The organism is Pseudomonas sp. NFACC05-1 (assembly GCF_900100135.1).
In the GTDB taxonomy this organism is placed as follows: domain Bacteria; phylum Pseudomonadota; class Gammaproteobacteria; order Pseudomonadales; family Pseudomonadaceae; genus Aquipseudomonas; species Aquipseudomonas fluorescens_Q.
The window spans coordinates 1-25690 of the sequence record NZ_FMTR01000011.1; the positions used below are offsets into that span (position 1 = coordinate 1).

Annotated in this window: 23 protein-coding genes; 12 read left to right on the forward strand and 11 right to left on the reverse strand. The window is 61.7% G+C overall.

The genetic code is table 11. The features are described 5' to 3' along the window. On the reverse strand, nucleotides 1-548 hold a 548-nt coding region (locus BLO97_RS17210; RefSeq protein ID WP_139197701.1), incomplete at its 3' end, for an OprD family outer membrane porin. A 1389-nt stretch (nucleotides 549-1937) separates the two neighbouring features. Between BLO97_RS17210 and BLO97_RS17215 the strand changes: the two genes are divergently transcribed. Beyond that, entirely contained in the window at nucleotides 1938-2303 is a 366-nt protein-coding gene (locus tag BLO97_RS17215) for a DUF6124 family protein (protein WP_092347024.1), read from the forward strand. A 62-nt stretch (nucleotides 2304-2365) separates the two neighbouring features. Here the strand turns inward: BLO97_RS17215 and adeC are convergent, their stop codons facing one another. The 3 genes from adeC to BLO97_RS17230 are packed head-to-tail and all read right to left on the reverse strand — an operon-like array spanning nucleotide 2366 to nucleotide 8145. Then, nucleotides 2366-3823 (reverse strand): AdeC/AdeK/OprM family multidrug efflux complex outer membrane factor, encoded by a 1458-nt coding sequence (gene adeC, locus BLO97_RS17220; RefSeq protein WP_092148740.1) that lies wholly within the window; start codon nucleotides 3821-3823, stop codon nucleotides 2366-2368. Continuing rightward, on the reverse strand, nucleotides 3820-6984 hold the full coding sequence (gene emhB / locus BLO97_RS17225) for an efflux RND transporter permease subunit EmhB (RefSeq protein ID WP_092148737.1): 3165 nt from the start codon (nucleotides 6982-6984) through the stop codon (nucleotides 3820-3822). The genes adeC and emhB overlap by 4 nt, the downstream gene beginning before the upstream one ends. Nucleotides 6985-6987: 3 nt before the next feature. Continuing rightward, entirely contained in the window at nucleotides 6988-8145 is a 1158-nt protein-coding gene (locus BLO97_RS17230; protein ID WP_063322585.1) for an efflux RND transporter periplasmic adaptor subunit, read from the reverse strand. Nucleotides 8146-8406: 261 nt separating this feature from the next. Here BLO97_RS17230 and BLO97_RS17235 point away from each other — a divergent pair, with 261 nt between their 5' ends. After that, nucleotides 8407-9039, forward strand: a complete 633-nt coding sequence (locus BLO97_RS17235; protein ID WP_063322584.1) for a TetR family transcriptional regulator — start codon at nucleotides 8407-8409, stop codon at nucleotides 9037-9039. 199 nt (nucleotides 9040-9238) lie between these two features. Here the strand turns inward: BLO97_RS17235 and BLO97_RS17240 are convergent, their stop codons facing one another. From BLO97_RS17240 to BLO97_RS17255, 4 genes are all read right to left on the reverse strand, one after another. Continuing rightward, on the reverse strand, nucleotides 9239-9865 hold the full coding sequence (locus BLO97_RS17240; protein ID WP_092148731.1) for a hypothetical protein: 627 nt from the start codon (nucleotides 9863-9865) through the stop codon (nucleotides 9239-9241). Between the two features lie 183 nt (nucleotides 9866-10048). Further along, complete coding sequence (locus BLO97_RS17245; RefSeq protein WP_072347067.1) at nucleotides 10049-11098, reverse strand: alkene reductase; 1050 nt, start codon at nucleotides 11096-11098, stop codon at nucleotides 10049-10051. A 35-nt stretch (nucleotides 11099-11133) separates the two neighbouring features. Further along, nucleotides 11134-12300, reverse strand: a complete 1167-nt coding sequence (locus BLO97_RS17250; protein ID WP_063322581.1) for an MFS transporter — start codon at nucleotides 12298-12300, stop codon at nucleotides 11134-11136. A 17-nt stretch (nucleotides 12301-12317) separates the two neighbouring features. Continuing rightward, the gene (locus tag BLO97_RS17255) at nucleotides 12318-12620 is read right to left on the reverse strand and encodes an ArsR/SmtB family transcription factor (protein WP_030138446.1); all 303 of its coding nucleotides are present in this window, start codon (nucleotides 12618-12620) and stop codon (nucleotides 12318-12320) included. Nucleotides 12621-12775: 155 nt separating this feature from the next. On the opposite strand from BLO97_RS17255, the gene BLO97_RS17260 reads away from it, so the two are divergent. Further along, nucleotides 12776-13360, forward strand: coding sequence for an acyl carrier protein phosphodiesterase (locus BLO97_RS17260; RefSeq protein ID WP_092148728.1), 585 nt, complete (start codon nucleotides 12776-12778; stop codon nucleotides 13358-13360). 51 nt (nucleotides 13361-13411) lie between these two features. Here the strand turns inward: BLO97_RS17260 and BLO97_RS17265 are convergent, their stop codons facing one another. Continuing rightward, the gene (locus BLO97_RS17265) at nucleotides 13412-14206 is read right to left on the reverse strand and encodes a lysophospholipid acyltransferase family protein (protein ID WP_063322579.1); all 795 of its coding nucleotides are present in this window, start codon (nucleotides 14204-14206) and stop codon (nucleotides 13412-13414) included. Continuing rightward, nucleotides 14206-14961 (reverse strand): L-ornithine N(alpha)-acyltransferase, encoded by a 756-nt coding sequence (gene olsB / locus BLO97_RS17270; RefSeq protein ID WP_003198679.1) that lies wholly within the window; start codon nucleotides 14959-14961, stop codon nucleotides 14206-14208. The genes BLO97_RS17265 and olsB overlap by 1 nt, the downstream gene beginning before the upstream one ends. Before the next feature lie 144 nt (nucleotides 14962-15105). On the opposite strand from olsB, the gene BLO97_RS17275 reads away from it, so the two are divergent. The 5 genes from BLO97_RS17275 to BLO97_RS17295 all read left to right on the forward strand — a co-directional run bounded on the left by BLO97_RS17275 (nucleotide 15106) and on the right by BLO97_RS17295 (nucleotide 19469). Beyond that, a complete protein-coding gene (locus BLO97_RS17275; RefSeq protein ID WP_092148725.1) occupies nucleotides 15106-15978 on the forward strand; it encodes an acyl-CoA dehydrogenase family protein in 873 nt (290 codons plus the stop codon). A 96-nt stretch (nucleotides 15979-16074) separates the two neighbouring features. Then, on the forward strand, nucleotides 16075-17166 hold the full coding sequence (locus tag BLO97_RS17280; RefSeq protein ID WP_092224932.1) for a serine hydrolase domain-containing protein: 1092 nt from the start codon (nucleotides 16075-16077) through the stop codon (nucleotides 17164-17166). Then, nucleotides 17163-17471: an amidase gene (locus BLO97_RS17285; RefSeq protein WP_092224930.1), complete on the forward strand. Its 309-nt coding sequence runs from the start codon at nucleotides 17163-17165 to the stop codon at nucleotides 17469-17471. Before BLO97_RS17280 ends, BLO97_RS17285 begins: the two co-directional genes overlap by 4 nt. A 248-nt stretch (nucleotides 17472-17719) precedes the next feature. Continuing rightward, on the forward strand, nucleotides 17720-18310 hold the full coding sequence (locus BLO97_RS17290) for a YceI family protein (RefSeq protein WP_063322575.1): 591 nt from the start codon (nucleotides 17720-17722) through the stop codon (nucleotides 18308-18310). A 1-nt stretch (nucleotide 18311) separates the two neighbouring features. Beyond that, on the forward strand, nucleotides 18312-19469 hold the full coding sequence (locus BLO97_RS17295) for a phospholipase D-like domain-containing protein (protein ID WP_092224928.1): 1158 nt from the start codon (nucleotides 18312-18314) through the stop codon (nucleotides 19467-19469). Between the two features lie 116 nt (nucleotides 19470-19585). Here BLO97_RS17295 and bglX read toward each other — a convergent pair whose 3' ends face one another. Beyond that, the gene (bglX, locus tag BLO97_RS17300; RefSeq protein ID WP_092148710.1) at nucleotides 19586-21877 is read right to left on the reverse strand and encodes a beta-glucosidase BglX; all 2292 of its coding nucleotides are present in this window, start codon (nucleotides 21875-21877) and stop codon (nucleotides 19586-19588) included. 252 nt (nucleotides 21878-22129) lie between these two features. On the opposite strand from bglX, the gene BLO97_RS17305 reads away from it, so the two are divergent. The 4 genes from BLO97_RS17305 (at nucleotide 22130) to BLO97_RS17320 (ending at nucleotide 25665) form a co-directional block, all read left to right on the forward strand. Continuing rightward, the gene (locus BLO97_RS17305; RefSeq protein ID WP_003198691.1) at nucleotides 22130-22738 is read left to right on the forward strand and encodes a LemA family protein; all 609 of its coding nucleotides are present in this window, start codon (nucleotides 22130-22132) and stop codon (nucleotides 22736-22738) included. Between the two features lie 68 nt (nucleotides 22739-22806). Then, nucleotides 22807-23562 carry a TPM domain-containing protein gene (locus BLO97_RS17310; RefSeq protein ID WP_092224938.1) on the forward strand — a complete coding sequence of 252 codons (756 nt, stop codon included), beginning with the start codon at nucleotides 22807-22809 and terminating at the stop codon, nucleotides 23560-23562. 28 nt (nucleotides 23563-23590) lie between these two features. Then, nucleotides 23591-24208 (forward strand): TPM domain-containing protein, encoded by a 618-nt coding sequence (locus BLO97_RS17315; RefSeq protein WP_092148707.1) that lies wholly within the window; start codon nucleotides 23591-23593, stop codon nucleotides 24206-24208. Between the two features lie 239 nt (nucleotides 24209-24447). After that, nucleotides 24448-25665 carry a class I SAM-dependent methyltransferase gene (locus BLO97_RS17320; protein ID WP_092224926.1) on the forward strand — a complete coding sequence of 406 codons (1218 nt, stop codon included), beginning with the start codon at nucleotides 24448-24450 and terminating at the stop codon, nucleotides 25663-25665. Nucleotides 25666-25690 lie beyond the last annotated feature (25 nt).

The following is a 25690-nucleotide window of genomic DNA, read 5'->3' on the forward strand; positions in this document are numbered from 1 at the left end:
CGCGGGCTGTTGGCGCGGAACTGGCCACCGTACAGCGTCAGGCCGCTGATTTCGGTGGAGGTCACCTGGCCGCCACGGAAGGTTTGCGGCAGGGAACGGCCGTCGTCGGAGCGCAGGATTGGCAGTACTGGCATCCACTCGCCGACCTTCAGTTCGGTCTTCGACACCTTGGCCTTCAGGGCCACGCCCAAACGGCCGAAGTCGTCGGCCGGGCGGCCGTCGTCATGCACTGGGAGCAGTTGTGTACCTGCGGTGCCACGGCCGCCGTCGAGCTTGACCGAGTACATCCCCAGTATGTCCACGCCGAAACCGACCACGCCCTGGGTGAACCCGGACTTGGCGTCGAGGATGAAACTCTGGGTCCATTCCTCGGCCTTGCCCTGGGCGTTGTTCGGGTTGGTGAAGTTGCGGTTGAAGTAGAAGTTGCGCAGGTTCAGCGTGGCCTTGGCATCTTCGACAAACCCTGATTCCGCGGCCAGGACGGGCAGGGCGGTGCTGGTCAGGGCGACGGCAATGAGGCTGGGGAACAAGTGCTGTGTGGGCTTCATGGGCGTTGTCTCTATTTTTTGTGGACGAAGCGGGTCGTTGCCACAACCTTGGGCTGCAGGCGGAACGGTGGAACCAGTGGCGTGAGGCTATTGAGGATCAGCCGGGTGCGGCGGGGCGGATGGGCATGGCGTCGAACCTGTTGTTATTGGTTTTGTGCGAAGGATGGTGAAGGGCGGCCCGGGATCGGTTCAATCGCCGTTTGCGGGTTTTGGGCGATTATCGAACAGCAAAACATTGCTTCGGCGGATGCGATTCCTGTGGGAGCGAGCTTGGTCGCGATGGCGGCCTGACAGCCGGCCATGCTCTTGTTGACTGCGTACATATCCATTGCTGCGGTAACGGCCACTTAGGGTTCCGCTCTTACAGCGGCTCACTTTTGAAAAGCGCAAAAGTAAGCAAAACGCATATGCCCCACCACTCGGTGCCTCGCTTAGGCTCGGCATGCCCTCACTCCGGCATTGCTCCGTGGGCCCGCCGCGAAGGGCCATCCATGGCCCAGCGCGGCTAACCCGGCATCCATGCCGGGTTGCCCACTGCGCAATGCCTGCGTTCGGCCAGCGTGGTTAACGGGGCGCCGAGATCAACGTCCGACGCGAGGCGGCCTTAGAGCCGGCCTGACTCTTCCGGTCGTACACCCATCAGACCTGTGGGAGCAAAAGCTCGCTCGCGAAGGCGGCCTTACAGCCGGCCTGATTCTGGCATCTGGACTCCGATCCAATGTGGGAGCGAGCTTGCTCGCGAAGACGATGGCACAGTCGTTGGAGTCCGGCCTCTTCGCGAGCAAGCTCGCTCCCACAGGGGAAACGCGGTCCCACCAAGAACCAGGTCGGCTACTAGGCCGCCTCGCGGTGGACGTTGATCTCGGCGCCCCGTTAACCACGATGGCCGAACGCAGGCATTGCGCAGTGGGCAACCCGGCATGGATGCCGGGTTAGCCGCGCTGGGCCATGGATGGCCCTTCGCGGCGGCCCACGGAGCAATGCCGGAGTGAGGGCACACCGAGCCTAGGCGAGGTGCCGAGTGGTGGGGCAGAAGCGCTTTGGTTACTTTCGCCTGGGCCGGCATTCCGGCTTTTCGAAAGTGACTCGCCGTAAGGGCGAAACCATAAGTAGCCGTTACCACGAAAACGGATATGTACCCAGTCAACAAGAGCAAAGCCAGCTGACAGGCCACCATCGCGAGCAAGCTCGTTCCCACAAGATTTGTGGCCGGTCTGACAGACGAGGCGATTCTTCCGACGAGGTTTTAAGGTTGCTGCTCGGAAGCGGAATCTCTAGCTTGTTTGGGTCGCTGCCAATCCAGCGACCGGGACTGCAAGCCCGTCGACTTCGTTAGGCGCTAGCGCCCGGGCCCACGTCTCGGGCTCCAATTGATGCAGGAGCGCCGTTATGAAAAAACATCATCCTTCTTCGCCATCAGAGAGCACCTTCCCCTACAACGACCCCGATCCAGAAAAGCTCCAAGAGGCCGCAGACCGGGCACTCGATTACCATCTGGGCACCCACCCTGATCCCAAACCCAAAACCTCAACCCAAGTTTTCACCGTCATCGATACCATCGACACGGAGTGTCTCCTGGCCAATCTCAGCGAAACCCTGGCCTCGGCCAATGCCGTGGTCAGTGACCTGGCGTTAGAGTTGGAGGGCTCGCGGCGGCATGTCGCGTTCGGCGTGGCGCAGATGATCGAGCTGAGTGAACTGTTGGCTAATCGTGCGCTGGATATCGTCGACCCGCGTTCGCCAAGTCGGAGTTGAAGCAGGCACAAACAAAAAAGCCCACCTTTCGGTGGGCTTCATGTTCAGCGTTCAAACATCTATCAGAACAATTTCATCTTCGGCGCTTCTTCTTTCACCGGTTCGTTCTTGCCGGTCTCGGCATTCCAGCCACCGCCCAATGCCTTGTACAGATTGACCTCGCTGGTCAGTTGCGCAAGACGGTCAGTGATCAGCGACTGTTGCGCGCTGAACAACTGGCGTTGGGCGTCGAGGAAGGTCAGGTTGCTGTCGACGCCGATGCGGTAGCGACGCTCGGCCAGGCGGTAGTAGTCCTGGTTGGCGGCGACGAAGTCGGTCTGGGCCTGCAACTGTTCGTTGTAGGTCTGGCGCGCGGCCAGGCCGTCGGAAACTTCCTGGAACGCCGTTTGAATCGACTTCTCGTACTGCGCGACGTTGATGTCTTTCTGGATCTTGGCGTAGTCCAGGCTCGCTCGCAGGCTGCCGGCGTTGAAGATCGGCAGGTTGATTTGTGGCGCGAAAGACCAGGTGCCCGAACCGCCCTTGAACAGGCCGGACAGGTCCGGGCTCAAGGTGCCGGCGTTGGCCGTCAGGCTGATGCTCGGGAAGAACGCGGCCCGCGCGGCGCCGATGCTGGCGTTGGCGGCCAGCAGGTTGCGTTCGGCCTGGAGAATATCCGGACGACGTTGCAGCAGGTCCGACGGCAGCCCGGCCGGCACTTCGCTGAGCAGATCATCGCTCAGCGGTTGCGAGTTCAGGTTGGCCGGCAGGCCAGTGCCGAGCAGCAGGGTCAGGCTGTTTTCGTCCTGTGCGACCTGGCGAGTGTAGCGGGCCAGTTGCACGCGGGCGTTTTCCACGGCGGTGCGCGCCTGGCTCAGGTCCAGGGCCGAGGCCACGCCGACTTCGGCGCTGCGCGAGGTCAGCTTGAAGCTTTGCTCATAGGCCCCGAGGGTGTCCTGGGTCAGCTTGAGCAGTTCCTTGTCGGCTTGCCAGGTCAGGTAGGCATTGGCGACGTTGGCCACCAGGCTGATCTGGGTGCTGCGGCGGGCTTCTTCGGTGGCGAAGTAGCTTTGCAACGCTTGCTCGCTCAGGCTGCGAACCCGACCGAACAAGTCCAGTTCATAGGCGCTGATGCCCAAGGTGGCCGAATAGGAGCTGCTGATCGCCGCTTCACCGGTTTGCGAAGCCCGGGCCGGCAGGCGCTGGCGGCTGCCGGCACCGGTGGCCGAGACCGCCGGGAACAGGTCTGCGCGCTGGATGCGGTATTGCGCGGCATAGGCATCGATGTTCAGCGCCGCGACGCGCAGGTCGCGGTTGTTTTCCAAGGCGACCTGGATCAGCTGTTGCAACGCCGGGTCATGGAAAAACTGTTTCCAGCCTTGCTCGGCGGCGGCCTGGCCGGGCGCATTGGCCGCCTCGTAGGCCGGCCCTTGCGGGTATTGCGCCGCGACCGGTGCTTCGGGCCGCTGATAGTCGGGGATCAGCGAGCAACCGCTGAGCACGACGGCGGCGATGGTCAGGGAGAGTAGCGACTTGCTCATTGGCCAGCCTCTTTGGAAGTTTCAGGAGTGTCGTGCTCGTCGGTATTTTTTCGACGGCCTATCGACGACACGGTCACGAAGAACAATGGCACCCAGAAGATCGCCAGGATGGTGGCGGTCAACATACCGCCGATCACACCGGTACCGATGGCGTGCTGGCTGCCCGAACCTGCGCCAGTGGAAATCGCCAGTGGGACCACGCCGAGGACGAACGCCAGGGACGTCATGATGATCGGTCTCAGACGCATCCTACAGGCTTCGATGGCGGCTTCCATCAGCGTGCGGCCCTGCTCGTGAAGTTCCTTGGCGAACTCGACGATCAGGATGGCGTTTTTCGCCGCCAAGCCAATGGTTGTCAACAAGCCCACCTGGAAGTACACGTCGTTGGACAGGCCGCGCAGGCTGGTCGCCATCAGGGCACCGATGATGCCCAGGGGGACCACGAGCATGACCGCGATCGGAATCGACCAACTTTCATACAACGCTGCCAGGCACAAGAACACCATCAGCAGCGACAAGGCGTACAACGCTGGTGCCTGGGAACCCGACAGGCGTTCCTCATAGGACAGGCCCGTCCAGGAAATACCAACACCGGCCGGCAGCTTCTTGGCGATGGTTTCGACTTCGGCCATGGCTTCACCGGTGGAATAACCCGGTGCCGGGGTACCGAGGATCTCCATCGCTTCCACGCCGTTGTAACGCGCCAGTTTCGGCGAGCCGTAGACCCACTCGCCCTTGGCGAACGCAGAGAACGGCACCATGGTCCCGGCGCTGTTGCGCACGTACCACTTCTTCAGGTCCTCGGGGCTCATGCGCGAGTTCGGCTGGCCCTGGACATACACCCGCTTCACCCGGCCACGGTCGATGAAGTCGTTCACATAGTTACTGCCCAGTGCAATCGACAGGGTGTTGTTGATCTCCGAGAGCGTGATGCCCAGCGCGCTGGCCTTCTCGTCATCGATTTCCAACTGGTATTGCGGTTCGTCGTTCAGGCCGTTCGGACGTACCTGGGCCAATATCTTGCTCTGGGAGGCCATGCCCAGGAACTGGTTGCGGGCTTCCATCAGTTTTTCATGGCCGATGCCGGCGCGATCCTGCAGGAATACGTCGAAACCGGTGGCGTTACCCAGTTCCATCACCGCTGGCGGTGCGAAGGCGAACACCATTGCGTCGCGGAAAGTGAAGAAGTGTTGCTGGGCGCGGCCCGCGATCTTGAACACGGTGTTATCAGCGTTACGCTCTTCCCAGGGCTTGAGCATGATGAATGCCAGGCCGGAGCTCTGGCCACGACCGGCGAAGTTGAAGCCGGTCACGGTGAACACCGAGGCTACGCCATCACCTTCGCCGCCATCCTTGCTCGGACGCAGCAGGAACTCACGCATCTTGTCCACTACCACCTGGGTACGTTCGGCGCTGGAACCGGCCGGTGTCTGTACCTGGGCAAACAGCACGCCTTGGTCTTCTTCCGGCAGGAACGCCGTCGGGATGCGGGTGAACAGCCAGACCATGCCTACCACGATGATGATGTAGGCCAGCAGGTACGGGGCCTTGTGCTTGAGCATGTTGCCCACGCCCCGTTCGTAGCTTCTGACGCCTCGGTCGAAGGTACGGTTGAACCAGCCGAAGAAGCCGCGTTTCGGCGTGCCGTGCTCACCTTTGGGGATTGGCTTGAGCATGGTGGCGCACAGGGCCGGGGTGAAAATCAGTGCCACCAGTACCGACAGGGCCATGGCCGAGACGATGGTGATGGAGAACTGCTTGTAGATCACACCGGTGGAGCCGCCGAAGAACGCCATCGGCAGCAGTACCGCCGAGAGTACCAGGGCGATACCCACCAGGGCGCCCTGGATCTGCCCCATGGATTTCTTGGTGGCTTCCTTGGGCGACAGGCCTTCTTCGCTCATCACCCGTTCGACGTTTTCCACCACGACGATGGCGTCGTCCACCAGCAAGCCGATGGCCAGCACCATGCCGAACATGGTCAGGGTGTTGATGCTGAAACCGAATGCCGCGAGGATCCCGAAGGTACCGAGCAGTACCACCGGCACGGTCATCGTGGTGATGATGGTGGCGCGGAAGTTCTGCAGGAACAGGAACATTACCAGGAACACCAAGACGATCGCCTCGACCAGGGTTTCAACCACACCCTTGATCGATTCGCTCACCACTGGTGTGGTGTCGTAGGGGAACACCACTTCCAGGCCTTGCGGGAAGAACGGCTTGAGGTCGTCGACGGTCTTGCGCAGGGCCTTGGCCGTGTCGAGGGCGTTGGCGCCAGTCGCCAGCCGCACTGCCAGGCCGGAAGCCGGAGCGCCATTGAACTGGGCGTTGATGCTGTAGTTCTCACCGCCCAAGGCAACATCGGCCACGTCGCCGACACGCACTTGCGAGCCGTCCGGGTTGACCTTGAGCAGGATTGCCTTGAACTGCTCGGCGGTCTGCAAGCGGGTCTTGCCGATAATAGTGGCGTTCAGTTGCTGGCCGGGCATGGCCGGCAGGCCGCCGAGCTGGCCGGAGGCGATCTGGACGTTCTGCGCGGTAATCGCCGTGCTCACATCCACCGGGGTCAGGTTGAAATTGTTCAGCTTGGCCGGGTCGAGCCAGATCCGCATCGCGTATTGGGCGCCGAAGACCTGGAAGTCACCGACACCAGCGGTACGCGAGATCGGGTCCTGCATGTTGGACACGATGTAGTTGGACAGGTCTTCCCGGGTCATGCTGCCGTCGCGCGACACCACGCCGATGACCATCAGGAAGTTTCTCACTGACTTGGTCACGCGGATGCCCTGTTGCTGCACTTCTTGCGGCAGCAGCGGGGTGGCCAGGTTCAGCTTGTTCTGGACCTGGACCTGCGCGGTATCGGAGTTGGTGCCTTGCTCGAAAGTGGCAGTGATGGTCATGCTGCCGTCGGAGTTACTTTCCGACGATACATAACGCAGGTTGTCGATGCCGTTGAGCTGCTGCTCGATCACCTGCACCACGGTGTCCTGCACGGTTTGCGCGGATGCGCCCGGGTAGGTCACCTGGATCGCAATGGCCGGCGGCGCAATGCTCGGGTACTGGTTGATCGGCAACTTGAGGATCGATAGAGCCCCGACCAGCATGATCACCAGGGCGATCACCCAGGCGAAAATCGGACGGTCGATAAAGAATTTCGACATGGTTTACTCCCCTTTGCCGCCGGCGGCTTTATCAGCTGCCTGTGCGGGGGCCGGGTTCTTGGTATCGATGTTAGTGGCTTCGGTGGCTTTGACTTCCACGCCAGGGCGTACGAACTGCAACCCTTCGGTGATCACGCGATCGCCGGCCTTGAGCCCGTCTTCGATCAGCCATTGGCTGCCGACGGTACGGCTGGCCTTGAGTTGACGCAGTTCGACCTTGTTGTCAGCGCCAACGACCAAAGCGGTCGGCGTACCCTTGAGGTCACGGGTCACGCCTTGCTGTGGCGCCAGGATGGCTGCGCTGTTCACACCGGCCTGCAATTGGGCGTGGACGAACATGCCCGGCAGCAGGGTGTGGTCCGGGTTGGGAAACACGGCGCGCAAGGTCACCGAACCGGTGGTCTGGTCAACCGACACTTCGGAAAATTCCAGCTTGCCCTCGTGTGGGTACAGGCTGCCATCTTCCAGGGTCAGCTTGACCATGGCGGCGTTATCGCCGGCCTTTTGCAGACGGCCGCTTTCCAGCTCTCGGCGCAGTTGCAGCAACTCGACCGAACTCTGCGTCACGTCGACGTAGATCGGGTCCAGTTGCTGGATGGTTGCCAGGGCGTCGGTCTGACCATTGCTCACCAGCGCGCCTTCGGTGACCGAGGAACGGCCGATGCGGCCAGAGATGGGCGCGTAGACTTTGGTGTAGCGCACATTGATCTGGGCAGTTTGCAGATTGGCTTCCGACTCCAGGCGGTTGGCCACGGCGGTGTCGTATTCCTGCCGGCTGACGGCCTGTTCGTCCACCAATTGCTTGTAGCGATCGGCGATCGACTTGGTGGACCGCAGGTTGGCCTCGGCGCTTTTCAGGGTCGCTTCGTACACGGCCGGATCGATCTGGTAGAGCTGCTGGCCGGCCTTGACGTCAGCACCTTCCTTGAACAGGCGCTTGAGAATGATGCCGTTGACCTGTGGCCGTACTTCCGCGACGCGGAACGCGCTGGTGCGCCCTGGAAGCTCCGACGTCAGGGTGAAGGGCTGGGTCTTGAGGGTTACGACGCCGACCTGAGGAGGCGGAGGAGCAGGTGCAGCCTCTTCCTTTTTGCATCCGCTGAGCAGCGATGCCAGGGCGATGGCAGTAACCAGGGCAGTAACAGCTGGCTTGAATTGCATGGAAATCCTCGGGTCCAGGCGCGCAACGGGCGCACTCGAAAGGTGGAAGGTGGAAAAAGAGCAAGATAAGCAATTAGTAGGATGCTAAGAAATATACTTACGTACATGGTTGTTTGTAAACAGCCAAATTGCGTACCATCCGTATTTACAAAAGCCTGACAAAGGCATTCGGAGGTCGGGGACGCGTTTCGAGAAACGCCGCCTCACGTCTAGCTGATCCTTACGCATTGTTGATGCATCCTGATTGAGGTGTTTACTGCCATGGTCCGTCGTACCAAAGAGGAAGCCCTGGAGACTCGCAGCCAGATTCTCGAAGCGGCCGAAAAAGCCTTCTTCGAGCGGGGCGTGGCTCGCACGACGCTGGCCGATATCGCAACCCTGGCCGGTGTGACGCGTGGCGCCATCTATTGGCATTTCAGCAACAAGGCGGACCTGCTCCAGGCCATGCTCGATACCTTGCATGAGCCGCTCGATGACCTGGCCCGCGCCAGTGAGAATGAAGAGGAACTTGACCCGCTGGGCTGTACTCGCAAGCTGTTGGTGCAATTGTTTCAGCAAGTTGCCCTGGACCCGAAGACCCGACGCATTAATGAAATTCTGTTCCATAAGTGCGAATTCACCGATGAAATGTGCGATTTACGCCAGCAGCGGCGCCAGGTCAGTCTCGACTGCAACGTGCGTATCGTGCTGTCGTTGAGCAATGCGATGAAGCGCGGTCAGTTGCCGGATGACCTGGATCCCGAAAGGGCGGCGATTGCCATCCACGGCTACATCGACGGCATCCTCTACCAATGGCTACTGGCGCCCGACAGCTTCGCGCTGGCGGCTGAGGCTGAGCGCTGGGTAGACATCGGGCTGGATATGCTGCGCCTGAGCCCCAGCCTGCGCAAATGAAACAAAATGAGTAATTTTGTCAGTTTATGTCAATACCTGAGATCCAAAGGTGCTTTTATAAACCGACACAACCGTGGTTGATAGGCAATCGGTGGCAAATTTTGTAGGTGATTTGTTTCGTACTTGTGAAAGACCATAAAAAGTCCATTCGAAAGGACCGCTGGATACCCCGCCAGACGAACCTGCCGGGGCTGCATTTTCAAGTCAGCGTGATCTCCACGGTGAAACCGTAGGGTTCTTCATTTGCCGAGTGAGTGATTCGGGTCGAGCACTTGATGGGTGTCGCGCCGACAGAGATCACCCTGTTTGTCCGGACAGGCGTCAATGTCGATGAAATCACACCGAATGTCGTATTGACGCGCAAGCCGAAGTTGAAGAGGAAGGCAGCGTCGTCGTCGCCAAACATCATGAAGTTCTTGTACATGTCCTTGCTGCGGCTGCCCAGTTGTCTGGAATATATGAAGTCGAGCTTGAAGGCCAGGATGTCCCAAGGACGAATGCTCAAGAAATCTCGTTCATCGTCGTCCAGGTTGATATCGTTTTCACCCACGGGAAACGCCCGCTCGGTATGGTTGATGACTTTTACAATGAGGCGAGTGCGGTTTGGGCGAATGCGCTCCTGCTGCCAGGCTTGAACCTGTTGGTTGGCACCGTCGTTCAGCCTTGCTTGTTTCATCAGGGCGTCGAGGATCTCCGAGTGTTCTTGCGTGTTCAGCGACTCAATGTACTTGTACAGAACATCCAGCGGTGCGTAGTTGAACTGCGCGAGTGTTTTTTCGTAAAACCCATTGTTGTCCTGGTGGCTGTACCCAAGGGTCTTCGTCATGCTTGAATTCCTTTTCAAATGAGGCGTATTAAAGTTTGATCGACGGCGCTGTTTGGCATTGTCGTCAGACTTAATATGAACATTGCCCTGGGCTTTAGGAAGTTTAGATAGTTGACCGAATATTTAAATGCATAAAAAAGCCCTGCTCTTTCGAGGCAGGGCTCTGTTATTTCAGTTACACGATCAAAGTACGGGGTAATCGATGTATCCCACGGGACCTTTTCCATAAAACGTTTCGGGATGAGGCTCGTTCAGTGGGGCATCGGCTTTCAAGCGTGCCGGCAGGTCCGGGTTGGCAATGAACGGCACACCGAAGGCGACGGCATCGGCCTTGCCTTCGGCCAGCCAGGCATTGGCGCTGTCCTTGGTGAAGCGTTCGTTGGCGATGTACGGGCCGCCGAAAGCTTGTTTGAGTTGCGGGCCGATGCTGTCGTCGCCTTCCTTTTCACGGGAGCAGATAAAGGCGATGCCACGCTTGCCCAGTTCCCGGGCCACGTAGCTGAAGGTTTCCAGGCGGTTCTCGTCGCCCATGTCATGGGAATCGGCGCGTGGTGCCAGGTGCACGCCCACCCGGCCGGCGCCCCAGACTTCGATGGCCGCGTCGGTCACTTCCAGCAGCAGGCGGGCACGATTTTCCAGGGAGCCGCCGTATTGGTCGGTGCGCTGGTTGGTGCTGCTCTGCAGGAACTGGTCGAGCAGGTAGCCGTTGGCACCGTGGATTTCCACACCGTCGAAGCCGGCGGCCTTGGCGTTCTCGGCGCCGACGCGGTACGCCTCGACGATGTCGGCGATTTCAGCGGTCTCCAGTGCGCGTGGGGTCGGGTAGTCAGCCAGCGGACGCACCAGGCTCACGTGGCCCTTGGGCTGGATCGCGCTGGGCGCCACCGGGGTTTCGCCGTTCAGGTACGACGGGTGGGAGATCCGGCCCACGTGCCACAGTTGCAGGAAGATCTTGCCGCCGGCGCCGTGGATCGCCTTGGTGACGTTGGACCAGCCGCGCACCTGGTCGTTGGACCAGATGCCCGGGGTGTCCGGGTAACCCACGCCCATCGGCGTGACCGAGGTCGCTTCGCTGAGGATCAGGCCGGCGGAGGCGCGTTGCACGTAGTACTCGGCCATCAGCGCGTTGGGCACGCGGCCCGCGTCGGCGCGGCAGCGGGTGAGCGGGGCCATGATGATGCGGTTTTTCAACTCGATGTCGCCGAGTTTGATGGGGTCGAAAATAGTCGCCATGAAATACAAACCTCGAAAGTGGAAGGGGTTAGAAGTCAGTGAGTTGCTGGAGCCAGCTCGGCATTGCCGCCCTGGCGGAAGGTGATGAGGGTGACCAGCAGCGCCAGCACGGCCAGCGCGCCGGCGGCCAAGGGCACGGAGGTCAGTCCCAGGCCGTGGTCGATGACGCTGCCGCCGACCCAGGCGCCCAGGGCGTTGCCGATGTTGAAGGCGCCGATGTTCAGGGTGGACACCAGGTTGGGCGCGGCCTTGCCAAAGGTCACCACGTTGACTTGCAGGGCCGGCACGGCAGCGAAGCAGGCGGTGGCCCAGAGGAACAGGGTGATTTCGCTGGGGATCAGCGCCACGCTGGTCCAGCTCAATACGGTGGACACCACGGCCATGGTGAGGAAGACGCCCATCAGCGTGTTCGCCAGGCTCTTGTCCGCCAGCTTGCCGCCGATGATGTTGCCCAGGGTCAGGCCCAGGCCGATCAGCACCAGGGTCCAGGTCACGCCGCGGGGCGATACGCCGGTCACTTCACCCAACAGCGGGGCGACATAGGTGAACAGGGTAAACACCGAGGCGGAGAACAGCGCCGTCATGCTCAGGGACAGCCATAGGCCTGCGCCCTTGAGCGCGACCAGTTCCGAGCGCATGTCGAGTTTTTCTTCATCGCGCTTGGCCGGCAGAAAGCGGATCAGGCCGATCAGCGCAATTACGCCAATGACAGTCACTGCCCAGAAGGTCGAACGCCAGCCGGCTTCCTGGCCCAATGCGGTGCCCAGCGGTACGCCGAGCACGTTGGCCAGGGTCAGGCCGGTGAACATCAAGGCTACGGCTGAAGCGCGCTTGTTGGGCGCCACCAGGCCGGCAGCCACCACCGAACCGATACCGAAGAACGCGCCGTGGCACAGGGCCGTGACGACCCGGGCAAACATCAGCACGTTGTAGTCGCTGGCGATGGCGCAGAGCAGGTTGCCGATGATGAAAATTCCCATCAATACCACCAGGGCGGCCTTGCGCGGCAACCGGGCGGTGGCCAGGGCCATGAACGGCGCACCGATGGCCACGCCCAGGGCGTAGCCGGTCACCAGCCAGCCGGCGCCAGGAATCGACACGCCCAGGTCGGCCGCCACATCGGGCAACAGGCCCATGATGACGAACTCGGTGGTGCCGATGGCGAAGGCGCTCAGGGCCAGGATCAGGAGTGAGAGGGGCATGATGGGTCCTTGTCGGGTCAGAGCTCTTGGCTCATTTGCTTGAGGAACTGCTGGATCACTTCCTCGTTGCGCTTGAAGAAGTGCCATTGGCCGACCTTCTGGCTGGTGATCAGCCCCGCCCGTTGCAACACCGCCAAGTGCGCAGACACCGTGGATTGCGACAGGCCGCAACGCTGGTCGATCTGTCCGGCGCAAATGCCGAATTCGTGGTTGTGCAACTGCTCGGGGAACTGGACCTTGGGGTCTTTGAGCCAGTTGAGGATGTCTCGCCGTACTGGGTGTGCCAGGGCTTTTATTATTTCGTCGAGGTCAAGGGGCATGGTGGCAGCTCGTGATGAGTAAAACGCTATATCGCGATGGAGCGAACCTTAAATCGTTATTTCGCGATATACAAATATGGATTTGATCTGGAAGCCGAACAAATCGCTATATCGGGTTATAACGATATGGACTCAGCGGTGCTAAGCTGCGGGCCATGAACTATCTCGCGCACCTGCACCTCGGCGGCCCTGGCCGGGAACAACTGCTCGGCAGCCTCTACGGCGACTTCGTCAAAGGCCCGCTGCAAGGGCTCTACGACCCACGGATCGAAGCGGCGATTGCCCTGCATCGGCGCATCGACATGTATACCGACCGCCATCCCCTGGTGGACATCGCCCTGTCGCGTTTTTCCACGGTGCGACGGCGCTACGCCGGGATCGTGCTGGACGTGTTTTTCGACCACTGCCTGGCCCGGGACTGGGCGTTGTACGGCGAAGGGCCGCTGGTGGATTTCACTGCCCGGGTGTACCAGGTACTCGGCACCGAACCGCAGCTGCCGGGGCGCCTGGCACAGATCGCGCCGTACATGGCGGCGGATGACTGGCTGGGGTCTTATCGGGAATTCGAAGTGTTGGGGCAGGTGCTGCGCGGCATTTCCCGACGCCTGTCCCGGCCCGAGGAACTGGCCGGGGCGATGAAGGAGTTGATGGAGCTCTATGAGCCGCTGAGCGAAGATTTCCGGCTGTTCTATCCGCAGTTGCAGGATTTTGCGCTGAATCAAACCACGCCGCAGGTCTAATTGTGGGAGCGAGCTTGCTCGCTCCCACAGGGGGCTGCGCAGAGATCCGGATCAGGCCGCAATCGCAGCAGGTCGCATCGGCGCTTGCTGTTTCTCTGGAAGCGCCCCGAACAGCGCCTTGTGCACCGCCTGCTGCGCCTGGAATGCCAGTGCCGCGCGTTCCTGGCCGTGGCAGGCAATCGGTTCCAGCAGATGGATTTCCACCTCACCCCTATCGTTGGCAAACAAACGCATCAAGTGCGACAGCAGATCATCATCGCCAATGAACGGCGCCAGCGAATCCGGTTCACCGTTGCGCAGGTAACGAATCGCCACCGGCTGCAACGCCACATCGGCGTCAATGGCGGCGGACAGCAAGCGCCCGTGGAACGTGCGCAAGGAGCGGCCATCGGTGGTGGTGCCTTCCGGGAACATCAACAGCGGATGGGCCTGTTCCAGATGGCGGCTCATTTGCTTGCGGATCAACTGGCTGTCACCCGAACCGCGTCGGATAAACAGGCTGCCGGCCTTGGCTGCCAGCCATCCGGCCACCGGCCAGGTGCGCACTTCGGCCTTGGACAGGAACGACAGCGGCGTGAGCATGCCCAGCAACGGAATGTCGGTCCAGGACACGTGGTTGCTGACCCACAGCATCGGCTGTTGCGGCAGTTGACCGTGGACGGTGACTGAAAAGGGCAGGGCGCGGCTCAGCCGTGCCATGAAGAACCGCGACCAGCGCTGGCGACGGACCATCGAGTTGGCGATTCCTGCACGTTCGAACAGGCCGAACACGCTGGCCATGCTCAGGCCCAGCGCCACCACCAGCAATACTCGCGCGATTCGCGCGTACACCCGCAGCCGGCTCATCAGACCGCTGCCTTGAAGTGGCGAGCGTAGCGCGGGCAGAGCTCGTCGCGCTTGAGCAGGATGAACACGTCGGCCACCTGGAAGTCCTCGTCCCAGCACGGCTCGCCGCAAATCTTCGCGCCCAGGCGCATGTAGGCCTTGAGCAGTGGCGGCATCTCGGCGATGACGTTGGAGGGCACGTCCAGGGTCGGCAGCGGTTTTTTCGGCACGGCTTGCAGGTGTTCGGTGCACAGATAGCGTTCGCGCAGGCGCTGCATGATCGCCTGGGCCTGGATACCGCCGTCCTGCATCGGAATGCTCGCGCAGCCCATCAGGTAGCTGTAGCCGCCTTCGTTCAGGACTTCGGCCAGTTCGCCCCAGAGCACCGCGATGGTGCCACCGTTGCGGTAGGCCGGGTCGACGCAGGTACGGCCGATTTCCAGGATCGGGCCCTTGAGATGGACCAGGCCGTGAAGGCTGAATTCTTCTTCGCTGTAGAACCGGCCCAGGCTGCTGGCTGCTTGGTGGTCGAGCAGGCGCGTGGTGGCCACGAGGCGGCCGGTGTTCAGGTCGCGTACGCCGATGTGGGCGCAGTGAACATCATAGTCATCCATGTCCAGACCCATTTCCGCGCCCTTGAGCTTGGCGTTGAATTCGCCGCTGAAGACGTTGAAACGCAGGGCCTGTGCTTCTTGCAAGGCTTGGGCGCCGATCAGGCGTTCGGCTTGCAGGCGGCGTTCATTGCCGGTGTCGCTGATGCGGGCGATCTGGGTCATAGCGAATCTCCGTGCGGGCTGTTCAGTTGCAGCCAATCGACTTTCTTTATGCAGCCATGTTGTGCAAAGTCAGGCTATGTAGCCCCGGTGTCATCGCCATGAAGCTTTGGTGATGCTTATATGACAGCCCTCGAGGAGCCTCTTATGCCCTGGCAAACCCTGATCGAACGTGGCGAGCGCCTGCCGGCCCATCCGGACCTCGCCGAAGGTTATTCAGCGTTGTTGCAACGCCTGGGACCGGTGACGCCGTTCGAGCTGGCCGTAACCGGGGCGCGGTTGATGGCGACACCGGGGCTGGCGTTCCTGGTGGGGTATCAGGCGGCGCTGCGGGTGCTTTGGCCCAGTGCGCCCCAGAGCCTCGGCGCCTTGTGTGCCACCGAACAGCGCAGCCTGCGCCCGGCGGACATGCACACCCGTCTCGACGACTTGCGCCTGAGTGGACGCAAGGATTTCGTCACCGCCGGCGACGCCGCCGAGTGGCTGTTGATTGCCGCTCGCTGCGAAGCGCCCGGTGAAACGCCACGGCTGAATCTGGCCGTGGCCTATGCGGGCGAGCCCGGCGTAACCCTGGAAAAGCTGCCCGCCATTGCCCTGATGCCGGACATCAGCCATGGCCGCGTGCTGCTCGACGGCGCGCTGTGCGAATTGCTGGCCGGTGATGGCTGGGACGCCTACGTCAAACCGTTCCGTACCCTGGAAGACCTTTATGTGCTCAGTGCGATGACCGCCTGGTTGTATGGCGTCGGGCAGGAATGTGCCTGGCCCCAGGCGTTGCAATTGCGCCTGCTGGCGTTGCTCGCCGGCTGCGCGGAGGTGAGTCGGCATAACCCTTCCAGTGTGGCCGGGCATGTGCTGCTGGGCGGGTTGTTCGCTCAGTTCCAAGGGCTCGATGGCGAACTCGACGCTGCCCTGGCCGCCGGGCCTGCGACGTGGCGCGAGATGTGGACGCGGGATAAAGGCGTGATGGAGATTGCGGCAGGGGCGCGGGCCAAGCGGTTGGCCAAGGCGTTGGGCTAGCCCTCCAAACGACCACCCGCCCGGTGGGAGCACCCAAACTCAAATTGTCATCAAGTCTGCATAGGCTCTGAAGGTTCAACCCTGCGAGCCCAAAGCATGTCCAAAGGCTGGTTCCTGATCCCGCTGCTGCTCACCCTGAGCGCCCACGCCGAAGACTGGCCCGGTGAGCAGTGGTCAACCGGCCCGACCCTCAGCGGCCCGACCATTGAAGCCCTGGAACAATACGCCTTCCCACCCCGGGACGATGCCAGCCGCGAAGGCATCCGCACCGACGCGCTGCTGGTGATCCAGGACGGTCGGCTGGTCTACGAACGCTACGCCGGACCGACCACTGCCAAGACTGCGCACCTGACCTGGTCCATCAGCAAGAGCCTGATGGCGACGGTGTTTGGCGTGGCCTACAGGGAAAAGCGCTTTGCCCTGGATGATCCGGCAGCCAAGTACTACCCGCCACTGAGCCGGCACCCGGGCGTGACCCTGGCCGATCTTTTCCACTGGGCCTCGGGCCTGGATTGGCAGGAAGACTATGAATACGCGCCGCTCAACTCCTCGGTGGTGGCCATGCTGTATACCCGGGGGCGTCGTGACATGGCGGCGTTCACTGCGCAGCATGAAAGCGCCAGCCCGCCGGGGCGGGCGTTCCGTTATTCCAGCGGTGACAGCAACGTGCTGGCGGCGGCCTTGAAAACCATCGTCGGCCCGGCGCGCTACCCCGACTATCCCTGGACGGCCTTGTTCGAGCCCCTGGGCATCCGCCACGCCACCTGGGAAACCGACGCCAGCGGCACGTTCGTCGGTTCGTCCTATGCCTACCTCACGGCGCGGGACCTGGCGCGCGTCGGGTTGCTGATGCAACGGGACGGTCGCTGGGGCGAACGGCAACTGGTCCCCACAGAGTGGGTCGCCTTCAATCGCGAACCTTTCGCCCACTTCCAGGCCGGCCAGGACGAAGCCGTACCCGGCGGGCATTGGTGGCTCAACCGCGCCACCGATCCGGCCATCCATCCTTGGCCCGATGCGCCGCCGGATACCTTTGCCGCGCTGGGTCATTGGGGCCAGGCGCTGTACGTCATCCCCAGCGCCAAACTGGTGATCGTGCGCTACGGCGACGACCGCGACGGCAGCTATCGCCATAACGAACTGCTCAAGCGCGCCATGGCGGCGTTTGTCGGGAGAGGGCAGCCATGAAGCGCAAGATCCTGCTTACCTTGCTGTCGGTGCTACTCATTGTCCTGCTCGGTTGGGTCTGGCTGGAGCGGGTGGCATTGCGGGCCTTCCCCGACATCATCAGTGCCTACACCGCCAAGGAATACTGCTCGTGCCGCTATGTGATGGAGCAACCGGCGGACTACTGCCGTGGCTATGTGAAGCAGTCGGTGCCCATCAGCGACTTTCTCGAAACCGCTGAAGCGAAACGCATTACCGTCAGCGGGTTGGGACGTAGCCACAGTGCGCGGTGGGTGGGCGCGCGGATGGGGTGTCGGTTGGAGTAACTCGAGAACGGCGCGAACCTGTGGCGAGGGGATTTATCCCCGTTGGGTTGCGCAGCAACCCCAAACAGGCGATGCGGTCCGTCTGATAGGCCTCATCGTCAGCTATAGGGCCGCTGCGCGGCCCAACGGGGATAAATCCCCTCGCCACAGGAACTTGTGTGTTTCTGGAAGTTGTTGAAACAGACAGTTTGCAAGCGCCCTCGGCGCGGTTAAGGTTCGCCACAGGTTTATGTGCCCTGCGAGTGTGTATGTTCAAGCGGTTTTTCCCTCACGCTGCCGTCAGCTTGCTGCTGGCCGGCGCCGCGTTGCCAGCCCAGGCCGACTGGTACCTGGACGGCGAGTCGTCGCGGCTGTCGTTTATCAGCAGTAAAAATGGCAACGTCTCCGAGGTCCAGCGGTTCCTGGTGCTGCACGGTCAGGTCCAGCCCGAGGGCTTGGCACGCCTGGAAGTGGAGCTGGAATCCATCAACAGCGGCATTCCCCTGCGCGATGAGCGCATGCGGGCCGAGCTGTTCGAGATCAAGCAATTTGCCGACGCCACTGTCACCGCCAAGATCGACCTGGCGCCGATCCAGGACCTGGCCAACGGTGCGCAGTTGGAATTGCGCCTGCCGCTGACGGTGAACCTGCACGGTAAGCAGCACGAATACAACGTCGAACTGCTGGCGACGCGCCTGGATGAGCGCCGCTTCCAAGTGGTGACCCTGGAACCGGTGGTGCTCAACGCGGCGGATTTCGATCTGGCGCCGGGGCTGGAAAAGCTGCGAAACCTGGCCGGGTTGTCGGCCATCAGCCTCTCGGTGCCGGTGAATGCGGTGCTGATTTTCACGGCGCGCTGACATGAGCGGCGCGGTTTTTCCCTGGCGTGAAGGCAATCGCTTCGAGCTGTTGATCGATGGCCCGCAGTTCTTCCCGCGCATGCTGGTGGAAATCGCTCGAGCCCAGGACCAGGTCGAGCTGGAGCTCTATCTGGTGGAAGCGGGCGCTTGCGCCGAGGCGATGGTTCAGGCGCTGGTGCAGGCCGCCGAGCGTGGCGTTCGCGTGCGGTGCCTGTTCGATGACTATGGCAGCCTGGCGTTTACCCTGGCCTTGCGCAAGCGTCTGACCGAGGCTGGGGTGGAGTTGCGTTTCTACAATCGCCTGAGCTGGCGCCGCTGGGTGCGCAACCTTTACCGGGATCACCGCAAGCTGCTGTTGGTGGATCAACGCCTGGCCGTGGTCGGTGGCACCGGGGTGACCGATGAATTCTGGAACCCCCTCGACGACCGCAGTGAGTGGCACGAAGTGATGGTGGAAATCGTCGGCCCGCTGGTGCTCGACTGGCAGTTGCTGTTCGACCGCCAGTGGCTCGCCAACCGCCATCGGCGGGCGTGGAAACCGGCGTCCAACTTCGGCTTGCCGCGCCTGCCGCGCGTACCGCCGGTGGGCGAGGGAATGGGGCGGGTGGCGTATGCCGACGCCCGCCAGCATCGCGACATCCTGCAATCGCTGTCGCGGGCATTGAACAGCGGCCAGAAGCGCATCTGGATGGCGACGCCGTATTTCCTGCCGACCTGGAACGTGCGCCGCTCCTTGCGCAAGGCCGCCGCCCGCGGCATTGACGTGCGCCTGCTGCTGACCGGCCCGCGCACCGATCACCCGTCCGTGCGCTACGCCGGGCACCGTTACTACCCGCGATTGCTCAAGGCCGGCGTGCAGATTTTTGAATACCAGCCGTGTTTCCTGCACCTGAAGATGGTGCTGGTGGACGACTGGGTCAGCATCGGCTCCTGCAACTTCGATCACTGGAACCTGCGCTTCAACCTGGAAGCCAACCTCGAAGCCTTGGACTCCAGGCTCAGCAGTGCAGTGGCCGCCAGTTTCGAGCGGGACTTCGCCCAGAGCCTGCAAGTCAGCCTCGACGCCTGGCAGCGTCGGCCGCTGTGGAAGCGCTTCAAGCAGCGGGTGTGGGGCTTGGTGGATCGGGTGGTGGTGAACCTTTTGGATCGACGCGGCTAGCCCGAACCCCCAGATACAACTGTGGGAGCGAGCTTGCTCGCGATAGCGGAGTGTCAGCCAATGTCGATGCGGCTGATCTGACGCCATCACGAGCAAGCTCGCTCCTGTTCTGAAGGTCAGAGCAACTCAAAACTCTGCTGCTTCACGTCCTGGGAATCCAGGCCGATCTGTACGTTGAACTTGCCCGGTTCAGCCGCGTACTTGAGTTGGGCGTTGAAGAATTTCAGGTCGTCCTCGGTGATGGTGAAGTGGATGACTTTCTTCTCGCCGGCCTTGAGCATCACCTTGCGGAAGTTCTTCAGTTCCTTCACCGGGCGAATGATCGAGCCGGTCACGTCCTGGATGTACAGCTGCACCACCGTTTCGCCGTCACGCTTGCCGGTGTTTTCCAATGTCACGCTGGCATCGAGCTTGCCGGTCTTGTTCAGCGTGGTCGACGACAGGGCCATGTCCGACAGGCTGAACTCGGTGTAGCTCAAGCCGTAGCCGAACGGATAGAGCGGGCCGGTGGTGTCATCGAAATACTGCGAGGTGTAGTTGCCCGGCTTTCCCGGCGTGAATGGCCGACCGATGCTCAAGTGGTTGTAGTAGGTCGGAATCTGCCCCACCGAGCGTGGGAAGGTGATGGGCAGTTTGCCCGATGGGTTGTAGTCACCGAACAGCACGTCCGCGATGGCGTTACCGCCTTCGGTGCCGCTGAACCAGGTTTCCAGGATCGCATCGGCCTGCTGCTTTTCTTCCAGCAACGACAGCGGACGGCCATTCATCAGCACCAGCACCAGCGGCTTGCCGGTGGCCTTCAGGGCCTTGATCAGCTCGCGTTGGCTGGCAGGAATGTTCAGCTCGGTACGGCTCGACGATTCATGGGACATGCCACGGGACTCGCCTACGGCGGCCACCACCACATCGGCATCCTTGGCGGCTTTTACCGCTTCGTCGATCAGCACCTGGGCCGGACGCGGGTCGTCTACCACTTCCGGGGCATCGAAGTTGAGGAAGTTCAGGTAGTCGAGCACCTTCTTGTCGCCGGTGATGTTGGCGCCACGGGCATAGATCAGCTTCGAGTCAGCGCCCAGGGCGCGGGTCATGCCATCGAACAGGGTGACCGATTGCGCAGGACGCCCGGCGGCGGCCCAACTGCCCATCATATCGATCGGTGCCTTGGCCAGCGGACCGACCAGGGCGATCTTCGCGGTCTTCTTCAGGGGCAGGGTCTGGTTGCGGTTTTCCAGCAGGACCAGGCTGCGGCGCGCCACGTCACGGGCGTCGGCGCGGTGCATGCGGCTTTCGGCGTAGGTGTCGGCCGGGTCGTCCTCGGCCTTGCCGATGCGCAGGTACGGGTCCTTGAACAGGCCCATGTCGTATTTGGCCGCGAGCACTTCCCGTACGGCGTTGTCGATGTCGCTCTGCTCGATTTCACCGGCCTTGAGCAACCCTGGCAGTTCCTTGCCATAGAGCGAATCGTTCATGCTCATGTCGATGCCGGCCTTGATCGCCAGTTTTGCCGCTTCGCGACCGTCCTTGGCGACGCCGTGCTTGATCAGTTCGAAAATGGCGCCGTGGTCACTGACCGCCAGGCCCTTGAAACCCCACTCCTTGCGCAGCAGGTCGTTCATCAGCCAGGTGTTGGCGGTCGCCGGCACGCCGTTGATGGAGTTCAGCGCGACCATCACCCCACCGGCACCCGCGTCGATGGCGGCGCGGTAGGGTGGCAGGTAGTCCTGGTACATTTTCAGCGGGCTCATGTCCACGGTGTTGTAGTCCCGGCCGCCTTCCACCGCGCCGTACAGGGCGAAGTGCTTGACGCTGGCCATGATGCTGTCGGCTGCGTTGGCGCCGTTGCCCTGGAAAGCCTTGACCATCACCCCGGCGATGCGCGACACCAGGTAGGTGTCCTCGCCGAAACCTTCGGAGGTGCGGCCCCAGCGCGGGTCACGGGAAATATCGACCATCGGCGCGAAGGTGATGTCCAGGCTGTCGGCCGCGGCTTCCTGGGCGGCGATGCGGCCGGAGTGGTAGATCGCGTCCATGTCCCAGCTCGAGGCCAGGGCCAGGGGGATCGGGAAAATCGTGCGGTGGCCGTGGATCACGTCATAGGCGAAGAACATCGGGATCTTCAACCGGCTGCGCATGGCCGCGTCCTGCATCGGACGGTTTTCATCGCGCGTAATGGAGTTGAACGTACCGCCGATGTTGCCGGCGGCGATTTCCTTGCGAATCATCTCCCGGGGCATTTCCGGGCCGATGCTGATCAGGCGCAATTGGCCGATCTTCTCTTCGAGGGTCATCTGCTTCATCAGGTTGCTGATGAACGCATCCTTGTTCTCTATGGGGGCTGGCAGGTTGTCGGCTAATACGGATTGACTGGCCAGACTGACAAACAGGCCCAGCAAACACAGCTTCTTCATGAATAATTTTCTCGCAAGCCTAAAAGGGCGGTGATCAGGCCACGCCGGTCGGCCAAAATATAAGGAGCGGCTATTGTTGTTCAGTTAAATGCAGCACACTTTCGAACCCATTGGGCTGAACTTAGTTTCGCACTGCGCATCTTTTAGCCCATCGACCCGTTTCAATCCAGTGCGGCGGCAGATTATGCCCCAGGTGCCGGTGAGATAGGTGGCCGTGTTTTTCCAATGTCATGCAAGGGAGAGCTCCACCCGATGAATCCACGACTGAACCACCTTCGCAGCTTGCCGATGCTGGCCCTGATGCTGCTCACCACGTTACTGGCCGGTTGCGGCATCAATAACATCCCGACCCTGGACGAACAGGCCAAGGCCGCTTGGGGCCAGGTGCAGAACCAGTACCAGCGCCGCGCCGACCTGATTCCCAACCTGGTGGAAACCGTCAAGGGCTACGCCCAGCACGAGCAGGAAACCCTGACTGCGGTGATTGAAGCGCGGGCCAAGGCCACGTCGATCCAGGTCGACGCCAGCACCCTGGACAACCCGGAAAAACTCAAGCAGTTCCAGCAGGCCCAGGACCAGTTGACCGGCGCGTTGAGCCGGCTGATGGTGGTGTCCGAGCGTTACCCGGACCTCAAGGCCAACCAGAATTTCCTGGCGTTGCAATCGCAGCTCGAAGGCACCGAGAACCGCATCGCCGTGGCCCGCCGCGACTTCATCCTGGCCGTGCAGAAGTACAACACCGAAATCCGCACATTCCCGGGGCGCCTGTGGCACAGCGTGATGTACAGCGACCTGCCGATCCGCGAAACCTTCGAGGCCACCAGCCCCAATGCCGAGAAAGCGCCGGAAGTGAAGTTTTGATGGAGCAGCTACAGGCTCCAAGCTACAAGCCGCAAGCACAGGTCCTGCGCACTGCTTTTGCTTACGGCATGAAGCTAGCCGCTCGCAGCTGCGCCTTTGTGCTGTTGCTCTGGGTGTTTGCCATCACGGCCCAGGCCGAGCTGAAGTTTCCGGCATTGACCGGGCGGGTGGTGGACGCCGCCCAGATGCTCGAACCGTCGGTGAGCGCGCAACTGGAAGCGCAGCTCAAGGCCCATGAACAGGCCACCGGCGAACAGGTGGTGGTGGTCACGCTGGCGGACTTGCAAGGCAGCAGCATCGAAGACTTCGGTTATCAACTGGGGCGCCACTGGGGCATCGGGCAGAAGGATAAAAACAACGGCGCACTGCTGATCGTCGCCCGGGATGACCGTAAACTGCGCATCGAGGTGGGCTACGGCCTGGAGGATCGCCTGACCGACGCGCAGAGTTCGGTGATCATCAACCAGGTGATCACCCCGGCTTTCAAGACCGGCAACTTCAACAAAGGCATCAGCGACGGCGTCGCGGCGATGCTGGTGGTGCTGGGCGGCAGCCCGCTGGACGAGCCGGCACCGGCGTACAGTGCGGACGGGCAGCAGGAGCAGGGCGATTTTGTCGAGCGCCATCCCGGGCTGTTCATCTTCCTGGTGATACTGTTTATTTTGACGATATTGGTCTGCCAGATGCTCGGTATCCTGCCGACCGGGAGTGGTGGCTCCAGCCGTTCGGGCGGATCCGGTGGAGGCTTCGGCGGCGGGGGCGGCGGGGGCTTCAGTGGTGGCGGTGGCAGTTTCGGGGGCGGCGGTTCGTCGGGCGGCTGGTGACAATAATAATGAGCAGGCATTTCTAACCATGGCATTACTGACTGAACACGAACAACGCAAGGTCGCCGAGGCCATCGCCCGGGTCGAGCGGCATACCGACGCTGAACTGGTCACGGTGCTGGCCGCCCGCGCCGACGACTACGCCTATATCCCGCTGTTATGGGCCAGCCTGCTGGCCCTGGTGGTGCCCGGCGTGGTCCATTACCTTTCCGGCTGGCTGACGATGCACAGCCTGTTGCTGGTGCAGTGGGTCAGTTTCATTGTGTTGTGCCTGGTGTTTCGCATCCCCAGGATCACCACGCATCTGATCCCCCGTTCCGTGCGTCACTGGCGGGCCTCCAACCTGGCGCGCCGGCAATTCCTCGAGCAGAACCTGCACCACACCGTGGGCAGCACAGGGATGCTGATCTTTGTCTGCGAGGCTGAGCGGTACGTGGAAATCCTGGTGGACGAAGGCATTTCCAAGCGCCTGGACAACACATGCTGGGATGCCATCGTCGCAGCGTTCACCCAGCAGGTTCGCCAGGGGCAGACGTTGCAGGGTTTCGTGACCTGCATCGAAGCTTGCGGCGAATTGCTCAAGGAGCACGTGCCGGTGACCCAGGAGCGCAATGAACTGCCGAATAGGTTGGTGGTGCTGGGCTGAGATAAATTTCTGCCGGACACCGTTGTGGCGAGGGGATTTATCCCCGTTGGGGGCGTAGCCCCCCCCAAAAAAACAACAACCGGTCATGCAGGGAGACCTTGTCGCCCGGTTTGGGTCTGCTGCGCAGACCAGCGGGGATAAATCCCCTCGCCACAAATGAATTTTCCCGTGCCCTCGCACCCCATCCCCCCTAAAATACCCGCCATTCTCCGATTCGCCCGCCCCGAGGCCGTTTGTTCATGTCCGCCACCGCAACCCCCGCCCATCACGCGCCGGATCACCACGCCCAGTTCATCGAGTTGCTGAAAACCAGTCTCGAACAGAATGCGTTCATCAAACTGGTGCTGGCCAAGTACGTAGGGGACGAAGCGGACCTCCAACGGCTGATCATCAAGCAACTGACGGTCAAGGACCAGCCGTGCCTGTCCTTCGTCTACCGCTACAAGACCCGCGATATCACCAAGAATTTCCCTGTAGCCGAAGGGGTGGAAACCATTGCCGGGCTGTTGCCGGCATCGTTCAAGAACGCACATTTGCTGGCGGTCACCGACGAGGCGCAGCTGGAGTACAGCAAGAAGGGCAAGAGCTCGCTGTTCAAGAGCAAGCCCCAGCAACTGCGGGAAGTGCCATCTGCCGAGCACAACCGTGAGAAAAATCGCTTCCTCGACCTGAACCGACCATTTTTGGCCGACCTGGGCGTGACCAACCACAAGCACGAGCTGATTCCGGCGATGTCGCGCAAGTGGAAGCAGATCAACAAGTTCATCGAGGTCTTCAGCCATGCACTGACGTCTTCGCCGCTGGCCCTGGACAAACCGGTGCGGGTCTCGGATTTCGGCTCGGGCAAAGGCTACCTGACGTTCGCCATCCACGATTACCTGCGCAACACCTTGCAGGCCGAAGGCGTGGTGACCGGTGTCGAGCTGCGCGAAGACATGGTCAAGCTGTGCAACGAAGCCGCCGCGCGCCTGGAACACCCGGGCCTGAGCTTCCAGCACGGCGACGTGCGCAGCGTGGCGCCGAGCGCGGTGGACGTGATGATCGCCTTGCATGCCTGCGACATCGCCACCGACTACGCGATCCACATGGGCATTCGCTCGGGCGCCTCGATCATCATGTGCTCGCCGTGCTGCCACAAGCAGATCCGCCTGCAGATCCAGAGCCCGGCCTTGCTCAAGCCAATGCTGCAATATGGCCTGCACCTTGGCCAGCAGGCGGAAATGGTCACCGACAGCTTGCGGGCGCTGTTCCTGGAAGCGTGCGGCTACGAGACCAAGGTCTTCGAGTTCATCTCCCTTGAGCACACCAACAAGAACAAGATGATCCTCGCGGTCAAACGCGCCGAACCGGCGGACCCCACCGAGCTGCTGGCCAAGATCCAGGAGCTCAAGGCTTTCTACCACGTTACCGAGCATTGCCTCGAAACGCTGCTGCGAGCGGATGGATACCTCGCCTGACATCACTGACATCCTGTGGGAGCGA

Coding starts and splice junctions, on each gene's coding strand:
- BLO97_RS17315 (WP_092148707.1), top strand. CDS start 23,591: ATGGCATTACTGACTGAACACGAACAACGCAAGGTCGCCGAGGCCATC.
- emhB (WP_092148737.1), bottom strand. CDS start 6,984: ATGTCGAAATTCTTTATCGACCGTCCGATTTTCGCCTGGGTGATCGCC.
- BLO97_RS17320 (WP_092224926.1), top strand. CDS start 24,448: ATGTCCGCCACCGCAACCCCCGCCCATCACGCGCCGGATCACCACGCC.
- BLO97_RS17240 (WP_092148731.1), bottom strand. CDS start 9,865: ATGACGAAGACCCTTGGGTACAGCCACCAGGACAACAATGGGTTTTAC.
- BLO97_RS17235 (WP_063322584.1), top strand. CDS start 8,407: ATGGTCCGTCGTACCAAAGAGGAAGCCCTGGAGACTCGCAGCCAGATT.
- BLO97_RS17215 (WP_092347024.1), top strand. CDS start 1,938: ATGAAAAAACATCATCCTTCTTCGCCATCAGAGAGCACCTTCCCCTAC.
- BLO97_RS17265 (WP_063322579.1), bottom strand. CDS start 14,206: ATGAGCCGGCTGCGGGTGTACGCGCGAATCGCGCGAGTATTGCTGGTG.
- BLO97_RS17290 (WP_063322575.1), top strand. CDS start 17,720: ATGTTCAAGCGGTTTTTCCCTCACGCTGCCGTCAGCTTGCTGCTGGCC.
- BLO97_RS17255 (WP_030138446.1), bottom strand. CDS start 12,620: ATGCCCCTTGACCTCGACGAAATAATAAAAGCCCTGGCACACCCAGTA.
- BLO97_RS17285 (WP_092224930.1), top strand. CDS start 17,163: ATGAAGCGCAAGATCCTGCTTACCTTGCTGTCGGTGCTACTCATTGTC.
- BLO97_RS17310 (WP_092224938.1), top strand. CDS start 22,807: ATGAAGCTAGCCGCTCGCAGCTGCGCCTTTGTGCTGTTGCTCTGGGTG.
- BLO97_RS17245 (WP_072347067.1), bottom strand. CDS start 11,098: ATGGCGACTATTTTCGACCCCATCAAACTCGGCGACATCGAGTTGAAA.
- BLO97_RS17280 (WP_092224932.1), top strand. CDS start 16,075: ATGTCCAAAGGCTGGTTCCTGATCCCGCTGCTGCTCACCCTGAGCGCC.
- BLO97_RS17295 (WP_092224928.1), top strand. CDS start 18,312: ATGAGCGGCGCGGTTTTTCCCTGGCGTGAAGGCAATCGCTTCGAGCTG.
- BLO97_RS17275 (WP_092148725.1), top strand. CDS start 15,106: ATGCCCTGGCAAACCCTGATCGAACGTGGCGAGCGCCTGCCGGCCCAT.
- olsB (WP_003198679.1), bottom strand. CDS start 14,961: ATGACCCAGATCGCCCGCATCAGCGACACCGGCAATGAACGCCGCCTG.
- bglX (WP_092148710.1), bottom strand. CDS start 21,877: ATGAAGAAGCTGTGTTTGCTGGGCCTGTTTGTCAGTCTGGCCAGTCAA.
- BLO97_RS17305 (WP_003198691.1), top strand. CDS start 22,130: ATGAATCCACGACTGAACCACCTTCGCAGCTTGCCGATGCTGGCCCTG.
- BLO97_RS17260 (WP_092148728.1), top strand. CDS start 12,776: ATGAACTATCTCGCGCACCTGCACCTCGGCGGCCCTGGCCGGGAACAA.
- BLO97_RS17230 (WP_063322585.1), bottom strand. CDS start 8,145: ATGCAATTCAAGCCAGCTGTTACTGCCCTGGTTACTGCCATCGCCCTG.
- BLO97_RS17250 (WP_063322581.1), bottom strand. CDS start 12,300: ATGCCCCTCTCACTCCTGATCCTGGCCCTGAGCGCCTTCGCCATCGGC.
- adeC (WP_092148740.1), bottom strand. CDS start 3,823: ATGAGCAAGTCGCTACTCTCCCTGACCATCGCCGCCGTCGTGCTCAGC.